Source organism: Streptomyces sp. D2-8, assembly GCF_023184515.1.
GTDB lineage: Bacteria > Actinomycetota > Actinomycetes > Streptomycetales > Streptomycetaceae > Streptomyces.
The window spans coordinates 229,813-252,870 of the sequence record NZ_JAAHBP010000001.1; the positions used below are offsets into that span (position 1 = coordinate 229,813).

The 23,058-nt window shown below is 69.8% G+C and carries 19 protein-coding genes and 2 tRNA genes; 17 read left to right on the forward strand and 4 right to left on the reverse strand.

Annotated features, from left to right (window positions below; translation table 11 throughout):
- The first annotated feature begins 23 nt into the window (after window positions 1-23).
- Both G3I77_RS00985 and G3I77_RS00990 read left to right on the forward strand, forming a co-directional pair.
- Window positions 24-509 carry a ribose-5-phosphate isomerase gene (locus G3I77_RS00985; RefSeq protein ID WP_142163952.1) on the forward strand — a complete coding sequence of 162 codons (486 nt, stop codon included), beginning with the start codon at window positions 24-26 and terminating at the stop codon, window positions 507-509.
- Window positions 510-1,019: 510 nt separating this feature from the next.
- Complete coding sequence (locus G3I77_RS00990) at window positions 1,020-1,829, forward strand: DNA-formamidopyrimidine glycosylase family protein (protein WP_248500488.1); 810 nt, start codon at window positions 1,020-1,022, stop codon at window positions 1,827-1,829.
- 13 nt (window positions 1,830-1,842) lie between these two features.
- Here G3I77_RS00990 and G3I77_RS00995 read toward each other — a convergent pair whose 3' ends face one another.
- Window positions 1,843-3,093 (reverse strand): GNAT family N-acetyltransferase, encoded by a 1,251-nt coding sequence (locus G3I77_RS00995; protein WP_248500489.1) that lies wholly within the window; start codon window positions 3,091-3,093, stop codon window positions 1,843-1,845.
- A 162-nt stretch (window positions 3,094-3,255) separates the two neighbouring features.
- On the opposite strand from G3I77_RS00995, the gene G3I77_RS01000 reads away from it, so the two are divergent.
- Complete coding sequence (locus tag G3I77_RS01000; protein ID WP_248500490.1) at window positions 3,256-4,434, forward strand: PP2C family protein-serine/threonine phosphatase; 1,179 nt, start codon at window positions 3,256-3,258, stop codon at window positions 4,432-4,434.
- A 38-nt stretch (window positions 4,435-4,472) separates the two neighbouring features.
- A complete protein-coding gene (locus tag G3I77_RS01005) occupies window positions 4,473-4,910 on the forward strand; it encodes an HD domain-containing protein (protein WP_248501431.1) in 438 nt (145 codons plus the stop codon).
- Between the two features lie 15 nt (window positions 4,911-4,925).
- Here G3I77_RS01005 and G3I77_RS01010 read toward each other — a convergent pair whose 3' ends face one another.
- A complete protein-coding gene (locus G3I77_RS01010; protein WP_248500491.1) occupies window positions 4,926-6,110 on the reverse strand; it encodes an acyltransferase family protein in 1,185 nt (394 codons plus the stop codon).
- Between the two features lie 623 nt (window positions 6,111-6,733).
- On the opposite strand from G3I77_RS01010, the gene G3I77_RS01015 reads away from it, so the two are divergent.
- From G3I77_RS01015 to G3I77_RS01025, 3 genes are all read left to right on the forward strand, one after another.
- Window positions 6,734-6,928 carry a hypothetical protein gene (locus tag G3I77_RS01015; RefSeq protein WP_248500492.1) on the forward strand — a complete coding sequence of 65 codons (195 nt, stop codon included), beginning with the start codon at window positions 6,734-6,736 and terminating at the stop codon, window positions 6,926-6,928.
- 110 nt (window positions 6,929-7,038) lie between these two features.
- On the forward strand, window positions 7,039-9,411 hold the full coding sequence (locus tag G3I77_RS01020) for a PQQ-binding-like beta-propeller repeat protein (RefSeq protein WP_248500493.1): 2,373 nt from the start codon (window positions 7,039-7,041) through the stop codon (window positions 9,409-9,411).
- A 138-nt stretch (window positions 9,412-9,549) separates the two neighbouring features.
- Window positions 9,550-10,059: a hypothetical protein gene (locus tag G3I77_RS01025; RefSeq protein ID WP_248500494.1), complete on the forward strand. Its 510-nt coding sequence runs from the start codon at window positions 9,550-9,552 to the stop codon at window positions 10,057-10,059.
- 183 nt (window positions 10,060-10,242) lie between these two features.
- On the opposite strand, the gene G3I77_RS01030 is transcribed toward G3I77_RS01025, so the two are convergent.
- Window positions 10,243-10,316: transfer RNA gene (locus G3I77_RS01030), tRNA-Gly, on the reverse strand.
- Window positions 10,317-10,480: 164 nt separating this feature from the next.
- On the opposite strand from G3I77_RS01030, the gene G3I77_RS01035 reads away from it, so the two are divergent.
- The 5 genes from G3I77_RS01035 to clpX all read left to right on the forward strand — a co-directional run bounded on the left by G3I77_RS01035 (window position 10,481) and on the right by clpX (window position 15,305).
- Window positions 10,481-10,557, forward strand: a tRNA-Pro gene (locus G3I77_RS01035).
- 217 nt (window positions 10,558-10,774) lie between these two features.
- Window positions 10,775-12,163 carry a trigger factor gene (gene tig / locus G3I77_RS01040; RefSeq protein WP_248500495.1) on the forward strand — a complete coding sequence of 463 codons (1,389 nt, stop codon included), beginning with the start codon at window positions 10,775-10,777 and terminating at the stop codon, window positions 12,161-12,163.
- Window positions 12,164-12,411: 248 nt separating this feature from the next.
- Window positions 12,412-13,017: an ATP-dependent Clp protease proteolytic subunit gene (locus G3I77_RS01045; protein ID WP_248501432.1), complete on the forward strand. Its 606-nt coding sequence runs from the start codon at window positions 12,412-12,414 to the stop codon at window positions 13,015-13,017.
- Between the two features lie 109 nt (window positions 13,018-13,126).
- Window positions 13,127-13,834 (forward strand): ATP-dependent Clp protease proteolytic subunit, encoded by a 708-nt coding sequence (locus G3I77_RS01050; RefSeq protein ID WP_308311351.1) that lies wholly within the window; start codon window positions 13,127-13,129, stop codon window positions 13,832-13,834.
- A gap of 181 nt (window positions 13,835-14,015) precedes the next feature.
- Window positions 14,016-15,305, forward strand: a complete 1,290-nt coding sequence (clpX, locus tag G3I77_RS01055) for an ATP-dependent Clp protease ATP-binding subunit ClpX (protein WP_031130858.1) — start codon at window positions 14,016-14,018, stop codon at window positions 15,303-15,305.
- Window positions 15,306-15,374: 69 nt separating this feature from the next.
- Here clpX and G3I77_RS01060 read toward each other — a convergent pair whose 3' ends face one another.
- The gene (locus G3I77_RS01060) at window positions 15,375-16,349 is read right to left on the reverse strand and encodes a hypothetical protein (RefSeq protein ID WP_248500496.1); all 975 of its coding nucleotides are present in this window, start codon (window positions 16,347-16,349) and stop codon (window positions 15,375-15,377) included.
- Between the two features lie 138 nt (window positions 16,350-16,487).
- Between G3I77_RS01060 and G3I77_RS01065 the strand changes: the two genes are divergently transcribed.
- The 5 genes from G3I77_RS01065 (at window position 16,488) to G3I77_RS01085 (ending at window position 22,966) form a co-directional block, all read left to right on the forward strand.
- Window positions 16,488-19,145: a valine--tRNA ligase gene (locus G3I77_RS01065; RefSeq protein ID WP_248500497.1), complete on the forward strand. Its 2,658-nt coding sequence runs from the start codon at window positions 16,488-16,490 to the stop codon at window positions 19,143-19,145.
- Window positions 19,146-19,305: 160 nt separating this feature from the next.
- A complete protein-coding gene (locus tag G3I77_RS01070; RefSeq protein ID WP_248500498.1) occupies window positions 19,306-20,829 on the forward strand; it encodes a folylpolyglutamate synthase/dihydrofolate synthase family protein in 1,524 nt (507 codons plus the stop codon).
- A 5-nt stretch (window positions 20,830-20,834) separates the two neighbouring features.
- The gene (locus G3I77_RS01075; RefSeq protein WP_248500499.1) at window positions 20,835-21,191 is read left to right on the forward strand and encodes a DUF4233 domain-containing protein; all 357 of its coding nucleotides are present in this window, start codon (window positions 20,835-20,837) and stop codon (window positions 21,189-21,191) included.
- Between the two features lie 65 nt (window positions 21,192-21,256).
- A complete protein-coding gene (gene ndk, locus G3I77_RS01080; protein ID WP_133911629.1) occupies window positions 21,257-21,670 on the forward strand; it encodes a nucleoside-diphosphate kinase in 414 nt (137 codons plus the stop codon).
- Between the two features lie 276 nt (window positions 21,671-21,946).
- On the forward strand, window positions 21,947-22,966 hold the full coding sequence (locus G3I77_RS01085) for a rod shape-determining protein (protein WP_004001297.1): 1,020 nt from the start codon (window positions 21,947-21,949) through the stop codon (window positions 22,964-22,966).
- Window positions 22,967-23,058 lie beyond the last annotated feature (92 nt).

Here is a 23,058-nt window from a genome sequence, read left to right on the forward strand (position 1 = left end):
AACACCCGTGTCACACTCGTCCCATGCGCGTGTACCTCGGCTCGGACCATGCGGGCTACGAACTCAAGAACCATCTCGTCGAGTGGCTGAAGGAGGCGGGTCACGACCCCGTCGACTGCGGCCCGCACATCTACGACGCCCAGGACGACTACCCGCCCTTCTGCCTCCGCGCAGCGGAGCGCACGGCCGCGGACCCCGACGCCCTCGGCGTCGTCATCGGCGGCTCGGGCAACGGCGAGCAGATCGCGGCGAACAAGGTCAAGGGCGTCCGAGCCGCCCTCGCCTGGAGCGAGGAGACGGCGTCCCTGGGCCGCCAGCACAACAACGCGAACGTCGTCGCGGTGGGCGCGCGCATGCACTCGCAGGACGAGGCGACGAAGTTCGTGGAGACCTTCCTCGGCACGCCGTTCTCCGGTGACGAACGTCATATCCGCCGGATCGACATGCTGTCCGCCTACGAAACGACCGGCGACCTGCCCCCGATCCCGCCGCACCACCCGCAGCAGTAACCCGAGCTGCCGGTCGGGCCGACCGGCAGGACCCACGCCCGATCCACGTCGGACGGGCGGTGCCTCGGCCGCAGGGCTCGGTTTCCGAGCTCTGCGCGCGGGCCGGGACGCGGCGTGCTGAGCACCGCACGGGGCGGGCGCCCCGCGGAGCCCGCCGCCCGGACCCGCCCGGGGTTTCCGTCGCCGAGCCCCATGCGGGGCCGGCACCGGCACCCGGTGCGAAGGCCGCGCCGGAGCCTCAGGCACGAACCCGGCACCGGGTCGGCCCCGAGTCCAAGCGGGTCCGGCTGAGGCGCGAGGGTGCGGCGTCCGACCCGAACTCGGGGCCCGGGCCCGGGCGGCGGGGGTGGCACGGACGTGCACGGAGGGCCGGGGCGCAGCCCGCGAGGGGTGCAGGGGACGGAGTCCCGCCGGGGATTCGGGGCGGGCCCCGGGGCAGGTCGGCCTCAGCGTCTTGACGAACCGAGTCGGGCGGGTGGTGGGCGCAGGCAACGATCACAGGGAGCACCCGTGCCGGAAGGCCACACCATCCACCGCCTGGCCCAGGACTACGCCGCCGCCTTCCTCGGCACAGAACCCCGCACCACCAGCCCCCAGGGCAAGTTCACCGCCGCCGCCGAGCTCCTCACCGGCACGGAACTCACCCGCACGGAAGCCCACGGCAAGCACCTCTTCCTCGGCTTCCGCGACACCGACTGGATCCACATCCACCTCGGCCTCTTCGGCAAGGTCACCTTCGGCCCGGCCCCCGAACCGCCCCCCACCGACACCGTCCGTCTCCGCCTGGCGAACGACACCACCTACGTGGACCTGCGGGGCCCCACCACCTGCGCCCTCATCACGCCCCCGGAGAAGCAGGCGATACACGACCGCCTGGGCCCCGACCCCCTCCGCGACGACGCCGACCCGGACACCGCGTACCGCCGCGTCACCCGCAGCCGTACGACGATCGCCGCACTCCTCATGGACCAGAAGGTCATCGCCGGCGTCGGAAACGTCTACCGCGCGGAGGTCCTCTTCCGGCACCGCATCGACCCGTACCGCGCCGGCAAGGACATCACCCCCACCGAGTGGCACGCGATCTGGACCGACCTCGTCGACCTCATGCGCGAGGGCGTCCGCAACAACCGCATCGACACCGTCCGCCCGGAGCACACGCCGGAGGCGATGGGCCGCCCGCCCCGCGTGGACGATCACGGCGGCGAGGTGTACGTCTACCGCAGGGCCGACCTGCCCTGCCACATCTGCGGCGGCGAGATCCGCACCGCCGGCCTCGCCGCCCGCAACCTCTTCTGGTGCCCGGCCTGCCAACGCCCCTGAAACCGCCCGGGCGTCAGAACCCGTGCGGCAGCCACGGCGGCACATCCACCCCGAAGCCGAGGGACGCCTCCGCCAACGCCCCCGGTCGGACCTCCCGCACCCGTCCCGCCGCCGCCAGCGAGGCCAGCGACACACCCCCGAGATAGGCCGCGCCCAACTCCCGTACCGACAGGGCGACATCAGCCGCATCCGCCGTACGCTCGCAGGACGCCCCCTTCGCGTCCCCGCTCAACCGCCAACGCCCGGCGTTCCAGGGGCAGAAGGCGTCCTCCACCTCGAACACCACATCCACCGGCGCCTGATACGTCCGCGCCTCCAGCGCGGCCCCCACCTCCACCGGGCGCACGTACAGCGAGTCCCGCAACCGCGGCTGACACCGCCGCTGGTCGGACACCAGGTACTGCCACGCGTCGTCCACCGGACGCCCCCGCATGGTCACCTTCGTCGTCAGGTCGATCCCGAACAGGAACCGCCACAGCGCCGCGTCAGCCGCGGGATCCAGCGCCGCCAAGTCCTCGACGAGGACCGTGCCGTTGGGCCCGGACGGCCCCCACTCGGGCTTGACGCGGTACCGCGCGTACCCGGCCGTCTCCCCGCCCCGCTCGGCGAGCACGCACTGCAGGGGCGACGCCCCCTCTCGCTCGCTCTCCGGATCGAGCACCCCGAGCCGCTCCCAGCCGGGCCGCCGGGCCAGCATGCCGGGCCGCGCCGGAACCAGCCGGGCGTACACCGCCTCGCACACGTCGAGCACATCGGCCGGCGCCGCGTACCGCACCCGTACGTCATCCGTACCGTCCGGCACCGACAGCCGTACCTGGGTCGTGTCGATCTCAGCGGTCAACGAGACGGTCGCGTTGCCGTATCCGAACCGCCCGTAGATCGCCGGCTCGGACGCGGTGAGCACGGCCAGCGGCTCGCCCCACGCACGCACATCGTCCAGCTGTCGCCGCATCATCGACGTCAGCAGGCCGCGCCGGCGATGCGTGGCGGCCACGCTGACCATCGTGACGCCCGCGACCGGCAGTGACGCGCCGCCGGGCACGGTCAGCCGGAAGCTGAACGCCCCGGCCGTCCCCACGCACTCGTCCCCGTCCCAGACACCGAGTGAACGGTCGAACTCGGTCAGCGAGTTCCACAACTCCCGCTCCGCAGTGGACTCCGGCACCCCTCCGAAGCCCCGGACCAGGGTGTCGTACCACTTGCCCCAATCGTCCTTCCGAAGGACCCGCAAGCCGGGCGAAAGGCCGTTCGCGTCAGTTGCCATGAGTCATGCCTACCAGGGCAATGCGGGACGAGCGAGGGAATTTCTCCCGGGTGGCGGCAGGGCGGCTCGCTGTGAAGTTCACTGTGATGTCGGCCCTCGGACGGGGGACAAGTGGGACCTCAGGTGCCAAGCGGCTGGTCCGATGGATAGGGTCCCGAACTAATGGCATCAGGACGAGAGCGGCGCGCGGAAGCCGAGACGTTCACGGCCCGGTTGAAGAAGCAGTGGCACCGGGTCCGCGTCGGCGTGCGCCGGGCCGCCGTGGACTACTTCCGCGGCAACGGCTCGGACTGGATCGCCCTGGCCGGTCTGCTCCTGATGGTTCCCCTGATCGCGGCGGCGACGCTGACGAACTCGGTGTGGTTCTCACCGGCCGCGCTGGTGCTGCCCGTCGTCGTGGGCGGGCTGCTGCTGCGCCCGGCGAGCCTGCTCGGCCTGTACGCGGCGGCGGCCACGGCGCTGATCGTGGAGGCGGTGCAGCTCGGCCCGTACACGGAGGGCCCGTCCCGGGTCACCCCGGGTGTCGTGCTGGTGGTCGCGGCCTGCGGGTTCTTCGGACTGCTGCTGGCGCAGTTCCGCAGCCGGGTGGGCGTGCCCTGGCGGCGCGGCGGCACCATGCTGTTCGACCTGCGTGAGCGCATCCGGGTGCAGAGCAAGCTGCCCGGTCTGCCGGACGGCTGGCACCGGGAGATGGCGCTGCGCCCGGCGGGCGGCCAGTCCTTCTCGGGCGACTTCGTGGTGGCGGCGCGCACCAACGGCGGCCGTACGCTCGAGGTCGTCCTCACCGACGTCTCCGGCAAGGGCATGGACGCGGGCTCCCGCGCCCTGCTGCTGTCCGGTGCGTTCGGCGGCCTGCTCGGCTCCCTCCCGCCGCACGCGTTCCTCCCGGCCGCGAACGGCTACCTGCTGCGCCAGGACTGGGACGAGGGCTTCGCCACCTCCATCCACCTGGTCCTCGACCTGGACTCCGGCGACTACGAGCTCTACTCCGCGGGCCACCCGCCGGGCCTCCAGCTCAGCGCCGGCAGCGGCCGCTGGGAGGAGAAGACGGCCGAGGGCCCGCTGCTCGGGGTGTACGACGGTGCCCAGTTCGACCCGGTGAAGGGCTCACTGCGGCCCGGGGACGTGCTGATGCTGTTCACGGACGGCCTGGTGGAGACCTCCGACCGCGACATCGTCGAGGGCATCGACCGCCTCACCGGCGAGGCCGACCGCTATGTGGCCGGCGGCTTCCACGGCGCCGCCTGGCATCTCATCGAGTCCGTGGCCAAGGACGTCAACGACGACCGGGCCCTGCTGCTGATCTGCCGCGAGGGACCGACGGCTGCCGCGACCCGCTGAGGCGGGTGGACACTGGAGCGGTGACCGAGACATCCCGTATGACCCTGGCCCAGGTCGAGACCGCCGCCCGTGCCGCGCACACGGGTCGGACAGACAAGGCGGGACGGCCCTACGCCGAACACCTCCAGGCCGTTGCCGAGGGCGTGCGGGCGCGGGGCGGCGACGAGGAGCAGATCGCGGCGGCCTGGCTGCACGACGCCGTCGAGGACGACGCTCTCTCCGCGCAGTGGCTGCGCGAGGCGGCGCTGAGCAGCCGTACGAAGGACATCGTCCTGGCGGTCACCAAGCGGGCGGGGGAGTCGCCGGAGGCGTACGCCGCGCGGATCCTCGCCACGCCCGGCGCGCTGCTGGTGAAGGAGTCGGACCTGGCGCACAACGCGGACCCGGCCCGGCTCGCGGTGCTCGACGAGGGGACCCGTGAACGACTGACCGAGAAGTACACACGGATGCGCGTACTTCTCGGTCTCGTCGGATGAATTCTGCTGTGGGGGTCAGGCGTTGACCGTCTCGCGCTCGCGCTCGCGCCGCTCGGCGCTCTGGCGTTCGCGGGCCAGTTCGGCCGCGTCCCGCTTGAAGGCCCATTCCATCTTCGGCTCCATGGCGAAGCGGAAGACGCGCTGCACCGGCCTGGTGCACAGCACCGTCACCACGGCGGCCGCGAGGGCGGTCACGAGGATCTCACCGGCGGGCCGGTGCATCCAGGACGCCTCGAACCAGCCCTGGTAGTCGCCGGCCTTCACCAGGAAGCCGTGCAGCAGGTAGCCGTAGAGCGTGCCGGCGCCGAGGGCGGTGAACCACATGTGGCGGCGCGGCACCCAGGCGAAGAAGCAGGCGGTCAGCACCAGGGAGCAGCCGAACATCGCGAGCACCATGACCGGCCCGGTCCACCAGGGGGCGCCCAGCTCCTGCGCGGCGTCACGGTGGTAGAACCACGCGGTGTTCATGCGCGGCACCGCCCACCAGCTGAAGGCCAGCGCGACGGCGAACACCGGCACCGAGGCGATCCGCACCGAACGGCGGCGCACCATGTGGAAGTGCTCGGGCTTCATGACCAGGCCCAGCACGAAGAACGGCAGGAACTGCAGGACGCGCTGCAGATCCAGGTCGTCACCGATCTCCGGGGTGACGGTCGCCAGCATGGCCAGCCCCAGCGCGAGCGGCAGCGGCCAGCGCACCAGGTTCCAGATGGGGGTGGTCAGCCGCCAGACGAACAGCGCGACCAGGAACCAGGTCAGGTACCAGGGGTCGAGAAGGCTGATCTCCTGATGCGGGTCGTTGTCGATGACCCGCTTGAAGAGCGGATAGGCCGTCTCGAAGATGATGTACGGCACGGCCACGCCGGTGATCAGGCGCTTCAGCCGGTCGGGCCGCATGTCGAAACTGCGCGAGAAGTAGCCGGAGATGAGGATGAACGCCGGCATGTGGAACGCGTAGACGAGCTGGTACGCCGCCTCGAGGATCCGGCTGTCGCCCTTGAGCGGCTCCCAGGCGTGGCCCATGGCCACCAGCACGATCGCGAGGTACTTGGCGTTGTCGAAGAACGCGTCGCGCTGCTTGCCGTTCTGCTTCTTCTGCGTGCTCTGCGGCGAGCGCGGGCTCGGCACTCCGTCGGCCGGCGACTGTGCCGGGGGAAGTGGCGCCCTGCGGTCGCCGTTCGGTCGCAGCGAGTTCGTCACAGACCCTCCCACCAGGTGCTCGGGGAGACGATCCGGGACCTCGCTGCGCGTACGGGGGACGAGGCAGCGTGGAACATCTGAGGCACCCTAGCGTTCCCTGCAGCTATTCGTAAAACGCCGGACGTGATTCCTGGCTATTCGCTGCGGGTACCCCCGGATTACGTGGAGTTGACGTCACATCGGCGTGATGGCGAACACATCGTCCGGGGCGGATTGTGGGCACAGACCAGGCCCGGCTTGTCGTGATACTTCCGGACTAAGTGATGCATAAGACCAGCAGGCGACTCCAGTGGAATGTCCGCTTCCGCCCTCTTCGGCCGCTGTCCGGCAAGGCTGTTGGGGAGCTTGTGGCGGCAATTCGAATTAGCGGCGAACGCGTTGTGTGGAGACGGAAACGATTCGATCGAATTTCCTGTGGGGGTGGCTCGTCGAATTGCCGTGCGACTCCTCGGTGTCGGGGCCCTGCGCACAGGCGCCACGCGCGCGTGGGGACAACACGGGTGTGGTCGATGCGTCACCGGCCGCATAGCCGGGCCACGTTGGTGGCACGATGGTTCTGGCGGGGGTGCGCGGGGTCGCGTCCCCGGGCCGGGAGAGCGGACCGACCGAGGGTGTGATCAGTTGTGGCCATTTCACTGTCTGTGGTGCTGCTGTTGGCGATCATCCTTGTGGTGTTGCTGAGAGGCGGCTCCCTCAAAGCAGGTCCCGCGATCGTGGCGGTCCTCTTCGGCTTCTTCCTCGCCTCGACCGGCATGGCCGACGACATCCAGCGGTTCCTCAACTCGATAGCGGCGACCATCAACTCCATCAGCTTCTGACCGGCGGGCGGGAGCGACCCCTCCCGAGCCCCGCGCTGCGGACCCGGTGCGGGGGCGGGTTACGCTCGCCCCGATCACAGGACGGTGCCTGACGGGGGGAACGTACGGGGATGGCGCTGCGCGATTCTGACCCGGCGGAGGTGGGCGGCTACCGCATCGAGGACCGCCTCGGCTCCGGCGGCATGGGTGTGGTCTACCTGGCCCGCTCGGCCTCCGGCCGGCGTCTCGCGATCAAGGTCGTGCACAGCCAGTACGCCGACGACGACGAGTTCCGCACCCGTTTCCGCCGCGAGGTGGCCGCAGCCCGCCAGGTCAGCGGCGCCTTCACGGCCCCCGTCGTGGACGCCGACGCCGACGCCACGCACCCCTGGATGGCCACGCTCTACATACCGGGCGCGGACCTCGGCACCCACGTCCGCGAACACGGCCCGCTCCCGCTGCCCCGCCTGCGCGACCTCGCCGCCGGCCTCGCCGAGGCGCTCCGCGACATCCACCGCGCCGGAGTCGTCCACCGCGATCTGAAGCCGGCGAATGTGATGCTCGCCGAGGACGGCCCCCGCGTCATCGACTTCGGCATCTCCCGCGCCGCCGAGTTCGCCGCCTCCGACGTCCTCACCCAGACCGGACGCGTCATGGGCACCCCGCCCTTCATGTCCCCGGAGCAGTTCGCCTCCCCCCAGGACGTCGGCCCGGCCGCCGACATGTTCTCCCTCGGCTCGGTCCTCACCTACGCCGCCACCTGCCGCGGCCCCTTCGACAGCCCCAGCCCCTACGAAACGGCCCTGCGGGTCGTCGAGGGCGAGCCGGACCTCACCGGCGTCCCGGACGAACTGCTTCCGTTCATCCGCCTCTGCCTGGAGAAGCACCAGAAGTCCCGCCCCGCCGCGGACGAACTGTTCACACTGCTCCGCACAGGCGGCACCCCAGGCCCGCTCCCCGTGCCCGGCACCGGCGCGGCGCGCCCCGTACGTCCGTGGCCGGGCGCACGGCCGACCGAGCCGGCCGGCACGGCATGGCCCGACGCGGCCCGCACGGAGCGGGGCGAAACGCCGCATCAGCTGCCCGAGGAGGCGGACGCCGGGCGGGACGAGGAACGGCGCCCCCGGCCCGACAGAACCCCGACGGAACAGCACCAGCCGTCACGCGACCCGGCAGAGGCCCCGGCCCCCGAGGCCGAGCGCACCCGCGGCCGCCGCAGACGCGGACTGCTGCTGGTCTCGGCCGCGGCGGCCGTCGCACTCGCCGCACTCGGCACCGCCACCGTCACCCTGATCCGCGACACCGACCGCCCGCCCTCGTCCACCGCCAAGGCGGCCGACCTCCCCGAGGGCTGGCAGCCGTGGGTCGCCACGGCGAAGTCTCCTGCGGACAGCGAGGGCGGCCCGGGAGGGGCCGACACATCCTTCAAGAGCTGCTCCGTCGTCGACGCCTCCCTCGTGTGCGCGGGATCCGACCTCATGGCGACCCGCTTCGGTCTCGCCGACGGCCGCAACACCTGGAGCCGGCCCGTCGACACCACACCCGACGGTGCCTCCGGCGACGAGGGCGCGCTCATCGGCACCGGCGACGGTCGCGTCTACGTCTACGGGGCGGAGGACGCGCAAGGCGTGAGCGGCGTGGGGTCCAGGTACACGATCTACGCCCTGGCCGCCGGCACCGGCAAGGAGCTCTGGCGGACCGGGACCGGCAGCGGCGAGATGGCGAGAGCCCCCGAGGGGCCCCGGGGCTCCGCGACGGCCGTGTCCGAGGGTGTCGTCACCTTCTACGGATCACAGGGCGACCAGTACGCCCTGCTCGACGCGCAGACCGGCAGGGTCCGCTGGCGGCAGCCGGAGCCGGGTGACCAGGGTGACTGCACGCTGGACTCGGCGGCCGACCGTGCCTACCTGATCTGCACGACCCAGGCGAACGACGAGAAAGCAGCCGAAACCACCGTCTCCCAGATCGACCCGGCCACCGGGAAGGCCCGCTGGACCGTCGAGGCCGAGGGCGCCCTGCAGATGCTCGGCCTGCAGGAGGGGCGCCTGGTGTTCACGGACGGCATGTCCACGGCCCGCGGCCTCACCCTGATCGACGTCTCCTCGCACGAGCTCACCGTGCGCCGACTGGCAAAGCCCCGGCCCGAGGCGTCGAGGGCGTACCTGGTCCGCGGCACCGTCTACTTCACGCGCAGCAGCGGAGGCGTTCGCGCCGTCTCTCCGCTCACCGGGCGGACGCTGTGGGAATCCAACTCCACCCTGGAGCGGCAGGGGCCGCCGACCGCCTCCGCCACCCACGTCTACTTCGCCTCGCCCAGCGGGCGCCTGGCGGCCCTGAACGCGCACAGCGGAAAAGTCGAGGACACCCGGGTCGGGCGCGACGACGGCGGCCGGGTCGACAGCATCCTCGTCACCTCCGGGGCACCGCTCCTGCTCGTCGGTGATGCCCTGTACGTCCCGTACGGCGTCCGGTCCGTCTACACCGTGGACGTCCGGGACCTCTGACCGGTGACGAGGCCGCCCTCATGCTCGTAGTGGGCGACGCGCCCTGCTCCCTCTCCGGCCGGGCACGGGGCGGGTACGGCCCTGCCTCGCACCCCATAGTGTTGCGGTACACCGGCAGCTCCGAGGGGGATACGGGACGTGAACCGAGTGCGGGACCGGCGGATCCGGCTCGCGAGGCTGTTCGGCGCTGCCGTGACGGCATTCCTCGCGGTGACAGCGGTGGTCGGCTTCGGAATCAGGGCCGGCCTGCCGTGGTGGGCGGTCGTGGCCGGGGCTTTGCCGACGGGGGGACTCGCCGGCTGGACCGGGGCGCAGATCGGCCGTCAGCACGGCATCCGAAACGAGGTCCTGGAGCCGGGGGAGACGGTGCTCGGCACCTACACCGTCCGGCCCCCGTACACCGAGCACACCCCGCCGGCAGCCCATGAGGGCCCGCAATATCAACTCCGCATGACCACCCGCAGCATGGAGATGTGGGAACGCACCGCCTTGCTGTGGCGGCATCCGCTGCCGGAATTGCGTGTGATCGCCGAGGGTCCGCGACTGCGCATCCACCATGACGGGCGCGAGGCCGGGACGATGCTGCTGGAACAGCCGAGCGCCGCGCGGGAGATATGCGGGGTCGCCAGGCGGTACGGGGCCAGCTGACAGGCGACCCGCGATGGCCTCTGGGCTGGAACGGCGCACGGTGTCTGGAGACGCGTGGTGCGCCCTCCCGGCTCGTGCGCCTGGCCGCGGGGGCACGCGGGGGACACGCCGGACCGAACGCGGCCCCCGGAAACACTCAGGGCCAGGCGGAGGAGTGATCCTCTGGCCTGGCCCTGAGCTGTATGGAGCGGGCGACGGGAATCGAACCCGCGTAGCTAGTTTGGAAGACTAGGGCTCTACCATTGAGCTACGCCCGCACAGCACGCGCCGCAGGTCGGGTGACCGCGGCACTGAAGGCATCGTAGCGGGTCGGCCCCCTCCGTCGCACACCGCATTCCCGCCGGAGCGGAGGCGGCACGGACCCTGGGGAAATGCGGCGGCCGCACCGCCTGTCGGCATGTACCCTACGTCTCGCACCAGACGGGGTGTGGCGCAGCTTGGTAGCGCGTCCGCTTTGGGAGCGGAAGGCCGTGGGTTCAAATCCCGCCACCCCGACCAGCCACCCGATCACCTCGCGTGATCGCCTATCCGATCACTCGCGTGATCGCCCATCCGATCACTCGCGTGATCGGCTTTTGGGCGGTGTAGGCGCTGCCGTTACTATGCAAGCTGCACGCCCGTGTGTCTCAGCGTCTGAAGTCTCCGGGCGGCGAAATCCGCCGGGCCGTTCTGGCCCCGGCAGAAACCAAGAAGTCAGCCACAAGGAGACCGAACCGTGAAGAGCGCCGTGGAGACCCTGAACCCGACCCGGGTTCGGCTGACTGTCGAGGTGCCCTTCGAGGAGCTCAAGGACAGCCTCGACGCGGCGTACAAGAAGATCAACCAGCAGGTCACGGTGAAGGGCTTCCGCAAGGGCAAGGTCCCGGCCCGGGTCATCGACCAGCGGTTCGGCCGCGGTGCGGTTCTGGAGGAGGCGGTCAACGACGCGCTTCCGAAGTTCTACACCGACGCGGTCAACGAGGCCGAGCTCAGCGTGCTGGGCCAGCCCGAGGTCGACATCACGGAGCTGAAGGACGGCGAGACGCTGAACTTCACCGCCGAGGTCGACATCCGCCCCTCCATCGAGATCCCGGACTTCTCCGGCATCGAGGTCGAGGTGGACGCGGTCGAGGTCACCGACGAGGACGTCGACAAGGCCGTCGAGGAGCTGCGCGAGCGCTTCGCCTCCACCGCCCCGGTCGAGCGTGCCGCCGAGGACGGCGACGTCCTGACCATCGACCTGCAGGCCAAGGTCGACGGCGAGGTCCTCGAGGACGGGGTCGCCGACGGCGTCTCCTACACCATCGGGTCCGGCGAACTGCTGGAAGGCATCGACGACGCCGTGAAGGGCCTGGAGGCCGGTGGCGAGGCCACCTTCGCCTCCGAGCTCAAGGGCGGCTCCGCCGCCGGCAAGGAGGCCGAGGTCACCGTCAAGGTCACCCAGGTCGCCAAGCGTGAACTGCCCGAGCTGGACGACGAGTTCGCGCAGCTCGCCTCCGAGTTCGACACCATCGAGGAGCTGCGCGCGGACAGCCGCAAGCGCCTCGAGAACATGAAGCAGTACGACCAGGCCACGCAGGCCCAGGAGCGCGTCCTGGAGAAGCTGCTCGAGCTGGTCGAGGTCCCGGTCCCCGAGAAGCTGCTCGAGGACGAGGTCAACACCCGCAAGCACAACCTCGAGCACCACCAGCTCGGCCAGATGGGCCTCGACCTCGCGAAGTACCTGGAGATCCAGGGCAAGAGCGAGGAGGAGTTCGACGCCGAGACCAAGGAAGCCGCGGTCAAGGGCATCAAGACGCAGTTCGTGCTCGACGAGCTCGTCAAGCAGGAGAAGCTGAACGTCAACCAGGAGGAGCTCACCGAGCACCTCATGCGCCGTGCGGCCTCCTCCGGCATGTCCCCCGACCAGTTCGCGCAGGCGGTCGTCGAGGGCGGCCAGGTTCCGCTCCTGGTCGGCGAGGTCGCCCGCGGCAAGGCCCTGGCCGTCGTGGTCGAGAAGGCCACGGTCAAGGACACCAACGGCGAGATCATCGACCTCGACGACGAGGACGAGGAGACCACCGAGGCCTCCGCCGAGGAGACCCCGGCCGAGGACGCCCCGGCCGAGGAGAAGACCGAGGGCTGAGCCCTCGGCACCGGTTGAATCGTGGGGAGGGCCCGGGGTGTGAACCCCGGGCCCTCCTGTCGTACAAGCCCCCGAGTCGCTACGCCCCCGGCGAACACTCCCATCTCCGGGATTCCCCGAAGGGACCCGCGCGTTAGGGTCCATGAATACGAGGGCAGTGGAGTCCCCGAACGGCTCCTAGCCCCTAGGGAAACGTGAGACGGCCCGGCGCCGTCGTAAGACGAGCAGGTGGATACGTGACGAATCTGATGCCCTCAGCCGCCGGCGACCCTTCCATCGGTGGTGGCCTCGGCGACCAGGTCTACAACCGGCTGCTCAACGAGCGGATCATCTTCCTCGGCCAGCCGGTCGACGACGACATCGCGAACAAGATCACCGCGCAGCTGCTGCTCCTTGCCTCCGACCCGGACAAGGACATCTACCTGTACATCAACAGCCCCGGCGGTTCCATCACGGCCGGCATGGCGATCTACGACACCATGCAGTACATCAAGAACGACGTGGTGACCATCGCCATGGGTCTCGCGGCCTCGATGGGCCAGTTCCTGCTCAGCGCCGGCACCCCCGGCAAGCGCTTCGCGCTGCCGAACGCCGAGATCCTGATCCACCAGCCCTCCGCCGGCCTCGCCGGCTCGGCCTCGGACATCAAGATCCACGCCGAGCGGCTGCTGCACACCAAGAAGCGCATGGCCGAGCTGACCTCGCAGCACACCGGCCAGACGATCGAGCAGATCACCCGCGACTCGGACCGCGACCGCTGGTTCGACGCCTTCGAGGCCAAGGATTACGGCCTCATCGACGACGTGATGACGACGGCCGCCGGTATGCCGGGCGGCGGCGGCACCGGGGCCTGAGCGGTCCCCACGGGGCCTGTCGCGCCCCGTGAGGCCCACGGAGCCCTCCCGGGCCCCAGCGACCCCCGACAGCCCCAGCCGACCGCCTCAGCCCTTTTCAGGAGACACCGTGAACCAGTTCCCCGGCAGCGGGATCTACGACCGTATGAACGCCGTGCAGGACATGAGCGCCTCGCAGGGCCGCTACACCGGCCCGCAGGCCGAGTCCCGGTACGTCATTCCGCGCTTCGTCGAGCGCACCTCCCAGGGCATCCGCGAGTACGACCCGTACGCGAAGCTCTTCGAGGAGCGCGTGATCTTCCTCGGCGTCCAGATCGACGACGCCTCCGCCAACGACGTCATGGCGCAGCTGCTGTGCCTGGAGTCGATGGACCCCGACCGCGACATCTCGGTCTACATCAACAGCCCCGGCGGCTCCTTCACGGCGCTCACTGCGATCTACGACACGATGCAGTACGTGAAGCCGGACATCCAGACGGTCTGCATGGGCCAGGCCGCCTCCGCCGCCGCCGTCCTGCTCGCCGCCGGCACGCCGGGCAAGCGCATGGCGCTGCCGAACGCGCGCATTCTGATCCACCAGCCGTACAGCGAGACCGGCCGCGGGCAGGTCTCCGACCTGGAGATCGCCGCGAACGAGATCCTGCGGATGCGCTCGCAGCTGGAGGAGATGCTGGCCAAGCACTCCACCACGCCGGTCGAGAAGATCCGCGAGGACATCGAGCGCGACAAGATCCTCACGGCCGAGGACGCGCTGAGCTACGGCCTGATCGACCAGATCATCACCACCCGGAAGATGGACAACTCGAGCCTGCGTTGAGGCGAGAGGCTGTAACGTCTGCCGCCCCTTGGCACGGTTTGGCCTGGTTCACGTCAAAGCGAACCGCGCCAAGGGGGGCCCGAACGAGGGGCCCGGCAAGGTACCGTCGGACATAAGGCAGCACCAGGAGTCCGCTGGACGTTGACGTCCAGGAGTCTCCCAGGCGAAGGGGAAGCACACCGTGGCACGCATCGGTGACGGCGGCGATCTGCTCAAGTGCTCGTTCTGCGGCAAGAGCCAGAAGCAGGTCAAGAAGCTCATCGCAGGGCCCGGTGTGTACATCTGCGACGAGTGCATCGACCTCTGCAACGAGATCATCGAGGAAGAGCTCGCGGAGACCAGCGAGGTCCGCTGGGAGGAACTCCCGAAGCCCCGCGAGATCTACGAGTTCCTCGAGGGCTATGTGGTCGGCCAGGAGGCCGCCAAGAAGGCCCTCTCCGTAGCGGTCTACAACCACTACAAGCGAGTCCAGGCCGGCGAGAACGGCGGGGCGAACGGCCGTGACGACGCCATCGAGTTGGCGAAGTCCAACATCCTGCTCCTCGGCCCCACGGGCTCCGGCAAGACCCTCCTCGCGCAGACCCTCGCGCGCATGCTCAACGTCCCCTTCGCGATCGCCGACGCCACGGCCCTCACCGAGGCGGGATACGTCGGCGAGGACGTCGAGAACATCCTGCTCAAGCTGATCCAGGCGGCCGACTACGACGTCAAGAAGGCCGAGACCGGGATCATCTACATCGATGAGATCGACAAGGTCGCGAGGAAGAGTGAAAACCCCTCGATCACACGCGACGTCTCGGGCGAGGGCGTCCAGCAGGCCCTGCTGAAGATCCTGGAGGGCACCACGGCCTCGGTCCCGCCGCAGGGCGGCCGCAAGCACCCCCACCAGGAGTTCATCCAGATCGACACGACGAACGTGCTGTTCATCGTGGGCGGTGCCTTCGCCGGACTGGAGAAGATCATCGAGTCCCGGGCCGGCGCCAAGGGCATCGGCTTCGGCGCGCAGATCCGCTCCAAGCGCGAGATGGAGTCCAAGGACCAGTTCCAGGAGGTCATGCCGGAGGACCTGGTCAAGTTCGGCATGATCCCCGAGTTCATCGGCCGTCTCCCGGTCATCACCTCGGTCCACAACCTCGACCGCGAGGCCCTGCTCCAGATCCTCGTCGAGCCGCGCAACGCGCTCGTCAAGCAGTACGAGCGCCTCTTCGAACTCGACGGTGTGGAGCTGGACTTCGAGCGCGAGGCCCTGGAAGCCATCGCCGACCAGGCCATCCTCCGCCAGACCGGCGCGCGCGGGCTGCGCGCCATCATGGAGGAAGTCCTCCAGGGCGTGATGTACGAGGTCCCGTCCCGCAAGGACGTGGCCCGGGTCGTCATCACGGCGGACGTCGTCCAGTCGAACGTCAACCCGACGCTGATTCCGCGGGACGCGCGCAACGGACGCGGCCCGGGCGAGCAGAAGACGGCGTGACACAGCAGGCTTGAACAGGAAGGGCCCCGGTCGACGACCGGGGCCCTTCCTGTTGTCCGCTGTGCGTCGTCAGGCCTTGACGCGGATCTCCGGGCGGAGCTTGGTCGTGATGTCGATCGCGACGTCCTTGGTGATGCCCGCGCTCGCCTGACCCGGCGAGACCATGGTGATCGTGCTGTAGTCGGCCCACGCGCAGAACCAGTCGGTTTTCTCCTTCTTGGTCAGCGCGTTCTGACCCTTGACCGCCTGGCACTTCATGACCGCGCCGTCGAGATCGGCTTCCTCGGGCCCGCCGAGGACCTCGGACTTGCCGCCGCTGTCGGAGGAGCTCTTCTCGGCCGACTTCTTGTAGTTGGCGAAAAAGGCGTCCAGCGCCGCCTCGGGGTCGGAGACCTTGCCGTAGACGCCGATGAACGTGACGCCCTTGGCCGTTGCCATCTGGGCGGCGGAGGACGGGTCGTCAGGGTCGTAGCTGCTCATGTCCTCCGTGGAGTAAAAGCCCAGCACGGACTTGGCATTCTCGATGCCGCTCTTCTCCAGCTCCTTGGCGGAGTCGTCGCCGACGGTCTGACCGTCCTTCGTGCCACGGTTGTACTCGCCGAGCACCTTCGCCGGCGTCGCCAGCTTGTGCGGCCCGTCGTCCTCCAGGGCACCCGCGCCGCCGCCTCCGCCGATCACGAAGTACGCGCCCACGCCGATGGCCACCACGACCGCCACCGCGCCGAGGATGAGGCCGGTCTTCTTGTTGCCGCCGCCCGGGGCCGGGGGCTGCGGAACGCCGTAGGGAGCCTGGCCGTAGGGCGGCTGCTGGCCGTACGGGGGCTGCTGGCCGTAACCCTGCTGGGGCGGGACGCCCTGTGGGGCCTGCTGCGGGTAGCCGTAACCGGGCTGGGGCGGAGGGGCCTGCTGGGGGTATCCGTAGCCGGGCTGGGGCGCCTGCGGCGGCTGGCCGTACGGGCCCGGCTGCCCTGGCTGCCCTGGCTGGCCGTACGGACCGGGCTGCTGGGGCTGCCCGCCGTACGGGCCCGGCTGGTTATAACTCATGTTCTGGGTTCCCCTCCAGATGCTTATGTGTTCCAGACATCCTGGCGCAGACCCGCCGTGTCCATGGCATCGGGGCCCTTGCCGTTACAAAGGAATCGCGTTTCGGGACGGGGCGGTGACACCTCTAAACTGACCCCCGTGACCGAGAACGCTCAGCAGCAGCCACCAGCGCCCAGCACCGACCTGCCGACCCAGTACGCGCCGGCCGACGTGGAGGGGCCGCTGTACGAGCGCTGGGTAGAGCGTGGTTACTTCGAGGCGGACGAGAAGAGCGACAAGCCGCCGTACACCATCGTCATCCCGCCGCCGAACGTCACGGGCTCGCTCCACCTGGGGCACGCCTTCGAGCACACGCTCATCGACGCCCTGACCCGCCGCAAGCGCATGCAGGGGTACGAGACGCTGTGGCAGCCCGGCATGGACCACGCCGGTATCGCCACGCAGAACGTCGTCGAGCGGGAGCTCGCCAAGGAGGGCAAGTCCCGCCACGACCTGGGCCGTGAGACGTTCGTCGAGCGCGTCTGGCAGTGGAAGGGCGAGTCCGGCGGGCAGATCAGCGGCCAGATGCGGCGGTTGGGCGACGGTGTCGCCTGGTCGCGCGAGCGCTTCACGATGGACGAGGGCCTGTCCCAGGCCGTCCAGACCATCTTCAAGCGGCTCTACGACGACGAGCTGATCTACCGCGCCGAGCGCATCATCAACTGGTGCCCCCGCTGTCTGACGGCCATCTCGGACATCGAGGTCGAGTACCAGGACGACGACGGCGAGCTCGTCTCCATGAAGTACGGCGACGGGGACGACACCATCGTCGTCGCCACCACCCGCGCCGAGACGATGCTCGGTGACACGGCCGTCGCCGTCCACCCCGAGGACGAGCGGTACCAGCACCTGATCGGCAAGCTGGTCAAGCTGCCGCTGACCGACCGCTCCATCCCGGTCGTCGCGGACGAGCACGTCGACCCCGAGTTCGGCACGGGCGCCGTCAAGGTGACCCCGGCGCACGACCCGAACGACTTCGAGATCGGCCAGCGTCACGACCTCCCGGCCCTGACGGTCATGGACGAGCACGCGGTCATCACCGCCCACGGCCCCTTCCAGGGCCTGGACCGGCTGGAGGCCCGCTCGGCGATCGTCGCCGCGCTGCGCGCCGAGGGCCGGATCGTCGCCGAGAAGCGGCCGTACGTCCACTCCGTCGGCCACTGCTCGCGCTGCAAGACCACCATCGAGCCGCGTCTGTCCATGCAGTGGTGGGTCAAGGTCGGCCCCCTCGCGAAGGCCGCCGGTGACGCCGTCCGCGACGGGCGCGTCAAGATCCATCCGCAGGAGATGGAGAAGCGCTACTTCGACTGGGTCGACAACCTCCACGACTGGTGCATCTCGCGGCAGTTGTGGTGGGGACACCGCATCCCGGTCTGGTACGGGCCGAACGGCGAGGTCGTCTGCGTCGGTCCCGACGAGGAGCCGCCCGGGACCGAGGCCGAGGGCTGGCGTCAGGACACCGACGTCCTCGACACCTGGTTCTCCTCCGGCCTGTGGCCGTTCTCCACGCTCGGCTGGCCCGAAGAGACCGAGTCGCTCGCGAAGTTCTACCCGAACTCGGTCCTGGTCACCGGCTACGACATCCTCTTCTTCTGGGTCGCCCGGATGATGATGTTCGGCCTGTACGCGATGGACGGCACCCCGCCGTTCCACACCATCGCCCTGCACGGCATGGTCCGCGACCAGTTCGGCAAGAAGATGTCGAAGTCCTTCGGCAACGCGGTCAACCCGCTGGACTGGATGGACAAGTACGGCTCGGACGCCCTGCGCTTCACCCTCGCCCGCGGCGCCAACCCGGGCGTCGACGTCCCGATCGGTGAGGACTGGGTCCAGGGCTCCCGCAACTTCGCCAACAAGATCTGGAACGCGACGCGCTTCGCGCTGATGAACGGCGCGACGGTCGACGGCCCGCTCCCGGAGGCGTCGAAGCTGTCGTCGACGGACCGCTGGATCCTCTCCCGCCTCAACTCCGTGGTCGCCGAGGTCGACGCGTTCTACGAGGACTACCAGTTCGCGAAGCTCTCCGACGCCCTGTTCCACTTCGCGTGGGACGAGGTCTTCGACTGGTACGTCGAGCTGTCCAAGACGACGTTCCAGGCGGGCGGCGAGGCGGCCGAGGTCTCCCAGCGCGTCCTCGGCGAGGTCCTCGACGTCACGCTGAAGCTGCTGCACCCGGTGGTCCCGTTCGTCACCGAGACCCTGTGGACCACGCTCACCGGCGGCGAGTCGGTCGTCATCGCCGACTGGCCCGAGGCTGTGTCCGTTCCTGGTGCTGACGCACCGGGCGGCTTCCGGGACGCCGACGCCGAGCGCGAGATCGAGAGCCTCCAGTCGGTCATCACCGAGGTCCGCCGCTTCCGCGCCGACCAGGGCCTCCAGCCCGGCCAGCGGGTCCCGGCCCGGCTGACCCTGGACGGCACGCGGTTCGCGCCCCACGAGGCGGCCATCCGCCAGCTGCTCCGCCTCCAGCCGGAGGGCGACGCCTTCACGGCCACGGCGACCCTCCCGGTCGCCGGCGCCGAGGTCGCCCTGGACCTCTCCGGCACGATCGACGTCGGGGCTGAGCGCAAGCGCCTGGCCAAGGACCTCGCCGCGGCGGAGAAGGAGAAGGCCCAGGCGAACGCCAAGCTCGGCAACGAGGCGTTCCTGGCGAAGGCCCCCGACCACGTCGTGGACAAGATCCGCACCCGCCTCGCCAAGGCGGAGGAGGACATCGCGCGGATCCAGTCCCAGCTGGAGAGGCTGCCGCAGGCGTAAGGGTTCGTACGGTCGTGCAGGCCCCGGTGCTGGTCAGCGCCGGGGCCTGCACGCCGTTCAGGGGCGCGGGGAACTGCGCGAGCGACCCCCACGGACCCGCAGCCGCCACGGGCACAAGCCACCGCAAGCAATGTCAGTCGGTCTCCGTAGACTGGGCCCCGTGAGCGAGCTCCCTCCAGACCACAACGCCGACGACCTGCCCGACCCCCTCAACACCTTCGACGAGATCATCGCGGAGGAAACCACCCGCGACCCCGACCTCGCCGTCATCGAAGCCGGCAGCCGGACCCTCCGTACCCAGGGCGGCCCCCCGGAGGCCGACATCCCCACGCGCCCCGCCGACCCCGAGGTCGACAAGGCCCTGCGCGAGGTCGAGACGGAGCTGGCCACCCGCTGGGGTGAGACCAAGCTGGAGCCCTCCGTCAGCCGTATCGCCGCGCTGATGGACGTGCTGGGGGAACCGCAGCGGTCGTACCCGTCGATCCACATCACGGGGACGAACGGCAAGACCTCCACGGCCCGCATGATCGAGGCCCTGCTCGGCGCCTTCGAGCTGCGCACCGGCCGCTACACCTCGCCGCACGTGCAGTCGGTCACCGAGCGCATCAGCCTCGACGGCGCCCCCATCTCGCCCGAGCGGTTCATCGAGACGTACCAGGACATCAAGCCGTACGTGGAGATGGTCGACGCCGCGCAGGAGTACCGGCTGTCGTTCTTCGAGGTGCTCACCGGCATGGCGTACGCGGCGTTCGCCGACGCCCCCGCGGACGTGGCCGTCGTCGAGGTCGGCATGGGCGGCTCCTGGGACGCCACGAACGTGATCGACGGGGACGTCGCCGTCGTCACGCCCATAGACCTCGACCACACCGACCGGCTCGGCGAAACGCACGCCGAGATCGCCACGGAGAAGGCCGGCATCATCAAGCAGGGTGCGACGGTCATCATGGCGCAGCAGCCGGTCGACGCGGCGCAGGTGCTGCTGAAGAAGGCCGTCGAGGTGGACGCGACCGTGGCCCGGGAGGGGCTGGAGTTCGGTGTCGTCGAGCGGCAGGTGGCCGTCGGCGGGCAGCTGGTGACGCTGCGCGGGCTGGGCGGCGAGTACCCCGAGGTGTACCTGCCGCTGCACGGCGCGCACCAGGCGCACAACGCGGCCGTCGCGCTCGCCGCCGTCGAGGCGTTCTTCGGCGTCGGTGCGCAGCGGGCCGACGCGCTCGATCTGGACACGGTCCGCAAGGCCTTCGCCGCCGTGGCTTCGCCGGGCCGGCTGGAGGTCGTGCGCCGGTCGCCGACGGTCGTGCTGGACGCCGCCCACAACCCGGCGGGTGGCCGGGCGGCCGCCGAGGCGATCGGGGAGGCGTTCCAGTTCAGCCGTCTCATCGGCGTGGTCGGCGCGAGCGGCGACAAGAACGTCCGGGGGCTGCTGGAGGCTTTCGAGCCGGTGTTCGCCGAGGTCGTGGTCACGCAGAACTCCAGCCACCGTGCGATGGACGCCGACGAGCTCGCCGGTATCGCGGTGGAGGTCTTCGGCGAGGAGCGCGTCCAGGTCGAGCCGAGGCTGCCCGACGCGCTGGAGGCCGCCATCACCCTGGCCGAGGAGGAGGGCGAGTTCGCCGGCGGCGGTGTGCTCGTCACCGGTTCCGTCATCACCGTCGGCGAGGCCCGACTGCTCCTGGGGAGAGGCTGAGTCCCGTGCGCGTGCTCTGTTCTTCGACGCTGATCGGCGAGTTCTTCGTCATCGGATTCGCCGCTCTGGTCGCCATGAAGGACCCCGACCTGTCCATGGCGACGGTGTGGACGGTCAGCGGCATCGCGATGTTCCTGTGCCTGGTGCTGTGCGGCCTGGTGACGCGCCCGGGCGGGGTGGCCCTCGGCTGGGCGCTGCAGATCGCGCTCATCGCGTCGGGGTTCATCGTGCCGATCATGTACTTCCTGGGCGCGATCTTCGCGGCCCTGTGGTGGGCGTCGGTGCACTACGGCAAGAAGGTGGACGAGGCGAAGGCGAGATTCGCGGCCCAGGCGAGCTCCTCCACACCTGACGCTGCGTAACAGCCGCCCCGACACGCCGGGTAACCTCGTCCCACCGCTAAACCTTTACGTACAAGGAGCCCGTCGTGAGCCAGCGCACCCTCGTCCTCCTCAAGCCCGACGCCGTCCGTCGCGGCCTGACCGGCGAGATCATCAGCCGCATCGAGCGCAAGGCGGGCTGGACGATCACCGCGCTGGAGCTGCGCACCCTGGACCAGGACACGCTGGAGCAGCACTACGGCGAGCACAAGGGCAAGCCCTTTTACGAGCCGCTGGTGGAGTTCATGGCCTCCGGCCCGGTCGTGGCGCTGATCGTCGAGGGTGAGCGGGTCATCGAAGGGCTGCGCGCGCTCGCCGGCCCGACCGACCCGATCGCCGCGGCGCCCGGTTCCATCCGCGGCGACTTCGGTGTGATCGTCCGGGAGAACCTGATCCACGCCTCCGACTCCGAGGAGTCCGCCGAGCGCGAGGTGAAGATTTTCTTCCCCGGTCGGGCGTAGCGTCCGCACCTCACCAGCACACTCTGCGGGGTCTGGGGGCCGAGGCCCCCGGGCTTTGCGGCATATGCGTGGCGATCGAGGGAACGATGAGCCCCGAACGCCCGTCTCCAGAAGCGAATGCAGGCGCCATCTGCTGACAATGGCGGAGACCCTCCCGCAGTGTTCGCGAAGGCGCGTCTACGATGGAAGCCTTCACGTCACAGCACCCACCTTTGCCTACCTGAAAAGCCCTCAAAAGCCAGTGGGAAGGCCAGACGAATCCTGATGGGGAACTCAATGTCGTTCATCGGCCGTGACATGGCTGTCGACCTCGGGACCGCCAACACGCTGGTGTACGTCAGGGGTCGCGGGATCGTACTCAACGAGCCGTCCGTCGTCGCGATCAACACCAACACCGGTGGCATCCTCGCGGTCGGTGCCGAAGCGAAGAAGATGATCGGGCGCACGCCCGGCAACATCGTTGCCGTTCGTCCGCTGAAGGACGGCGTGATCGCCGACTTCGAGATCACCGAGCGGATGCTCCGCTACTTCATTCTGAAGATCCACAAGCGGCGGTATCTGGCTCGTCCGCGGGTCGTCGTGTGTGTGCCCTCGGGCATCACGGGCGTCGAGCGCCGCGCCGTCATCGAGGCGTCGTCCCAGGCCGGCGCTCGTCAGGTGCACATCATCGAGGAGCCCATGGCCGCGGCCATCGGCTCCGGCCTGCCGGTCCACGAGGCCACGGGCAACATGGTGGTCGACATCGGCGGCGGCACCACGGAGGTCGCGGTCATCTCCCTCGGCGGCATCGTCACCGCCCAGTCCATCCGTGTCGCGGGCGACGAACTGGACAACGCGATCATCCAGCACATCAAGAAGGAGTACTCCCTCCTGCTGGGTGAGCGCACGGCCGAGCAGATCAAGATCACGATCGGTTCGGCGTACGACCTCGACTCCGACGAGCACACCGAAATCCGCGGCCGGGACCTCGTCTCCGGGCTGCCGAAGACCGTGGTCATCTCCGCCGCCGAAGTCCGCAAGGCGATCGAGGAGCCGGTCAACGCGATCGTCGACGCCGTCAAGACGACCCTCGACAAGTGTCCGCCGGAGCTGTCCGGCGACATCATGGACCGAGGAATCGTTCTGACCGGCGGCGGAGCGCTGCTGCGGGGTCTCGACGAGCGGCTGCGCCGGGAGACCGGTATGCCGATCCACATCGCCGAGGACCCGCTGGACAGCGTGGCGCTCGGATCCGGAAAGTGCGTCGAGGAGTTCGAGGCGCTCCAGCAGGTGCTGGACGCCCAGCCGCGCAGATGACATAACTCTTCGATTCCGCCGTACGGGACGATCTCCTCTCGTACGGCGGATCGTTGATATAGATGCATAAGCTCCCACAAAGCAGCCCCTCG

What these genes read in the sequence shown, in the direction of transcription:
- G3I77_RS00995 (WP_248500489.1), bottom strand. Translation starts at nt 3,093, where the DNA reads ATGGCAACTGACGCGAACGGCCTTTCGCCCGGCTTGCGGGTCCTTCGG.
- G3I77_RS01005 (WP_248501431.1), top strand. Translation starts at nt 4,473, where the DNA reads ATGACCCTGGCCCAGGTCGAGACCGCCGCCCGTGCCGCGCACACGGGT.
- G3I77_RS01000 (WP_248500490.1), top strand. Translation starts at nt 3,256, where the DNA reads ATGGCATCAGGACGAGAGCGGCGCGCGGAAGCCGAGACGTTCACGGCC.
- G3I77_RS01085 (WP_004001297.1), top strand. Translation starts at nt 21,947, where the DNA reads ATGTCGTTCATCGGCCGTGACATGGCTGTCGACCTCGGGACCGCCAAC.
- G3I77_RS01020 (WP_248500493.1), top strand. Translation starts at nt 7,039, where the DNA reads ATGGCGCTGCGCGATTCTGACCCGGCGGAGGTGGGCGGCTACCGCATC.
- G3I77_RS00985 (WP_142163952.1), top strand. Translation starts at nt 24, where the DNA reads ATGCGCGTGTACCTCGGCTCGGACCATGCGGGCTACGAACTCAAGAAC.
- G3I77_RS01045 (WP_248501432.1), top strand. Translation starts at nt 12,412, where the DNA reads ATGCCCTCAGCCGCCGGCGACCCTTCCATCGGTGGTGGCCTCGGCGAC.
- G3I77_RS01060 (WP_248500496.1), bottom strand. Translation starts at nt 16,349, where the DNA reads ATGAGTTATAACCAGCCGGGCCCGTACGGCGGGCAGCCCCAGCAGCCC.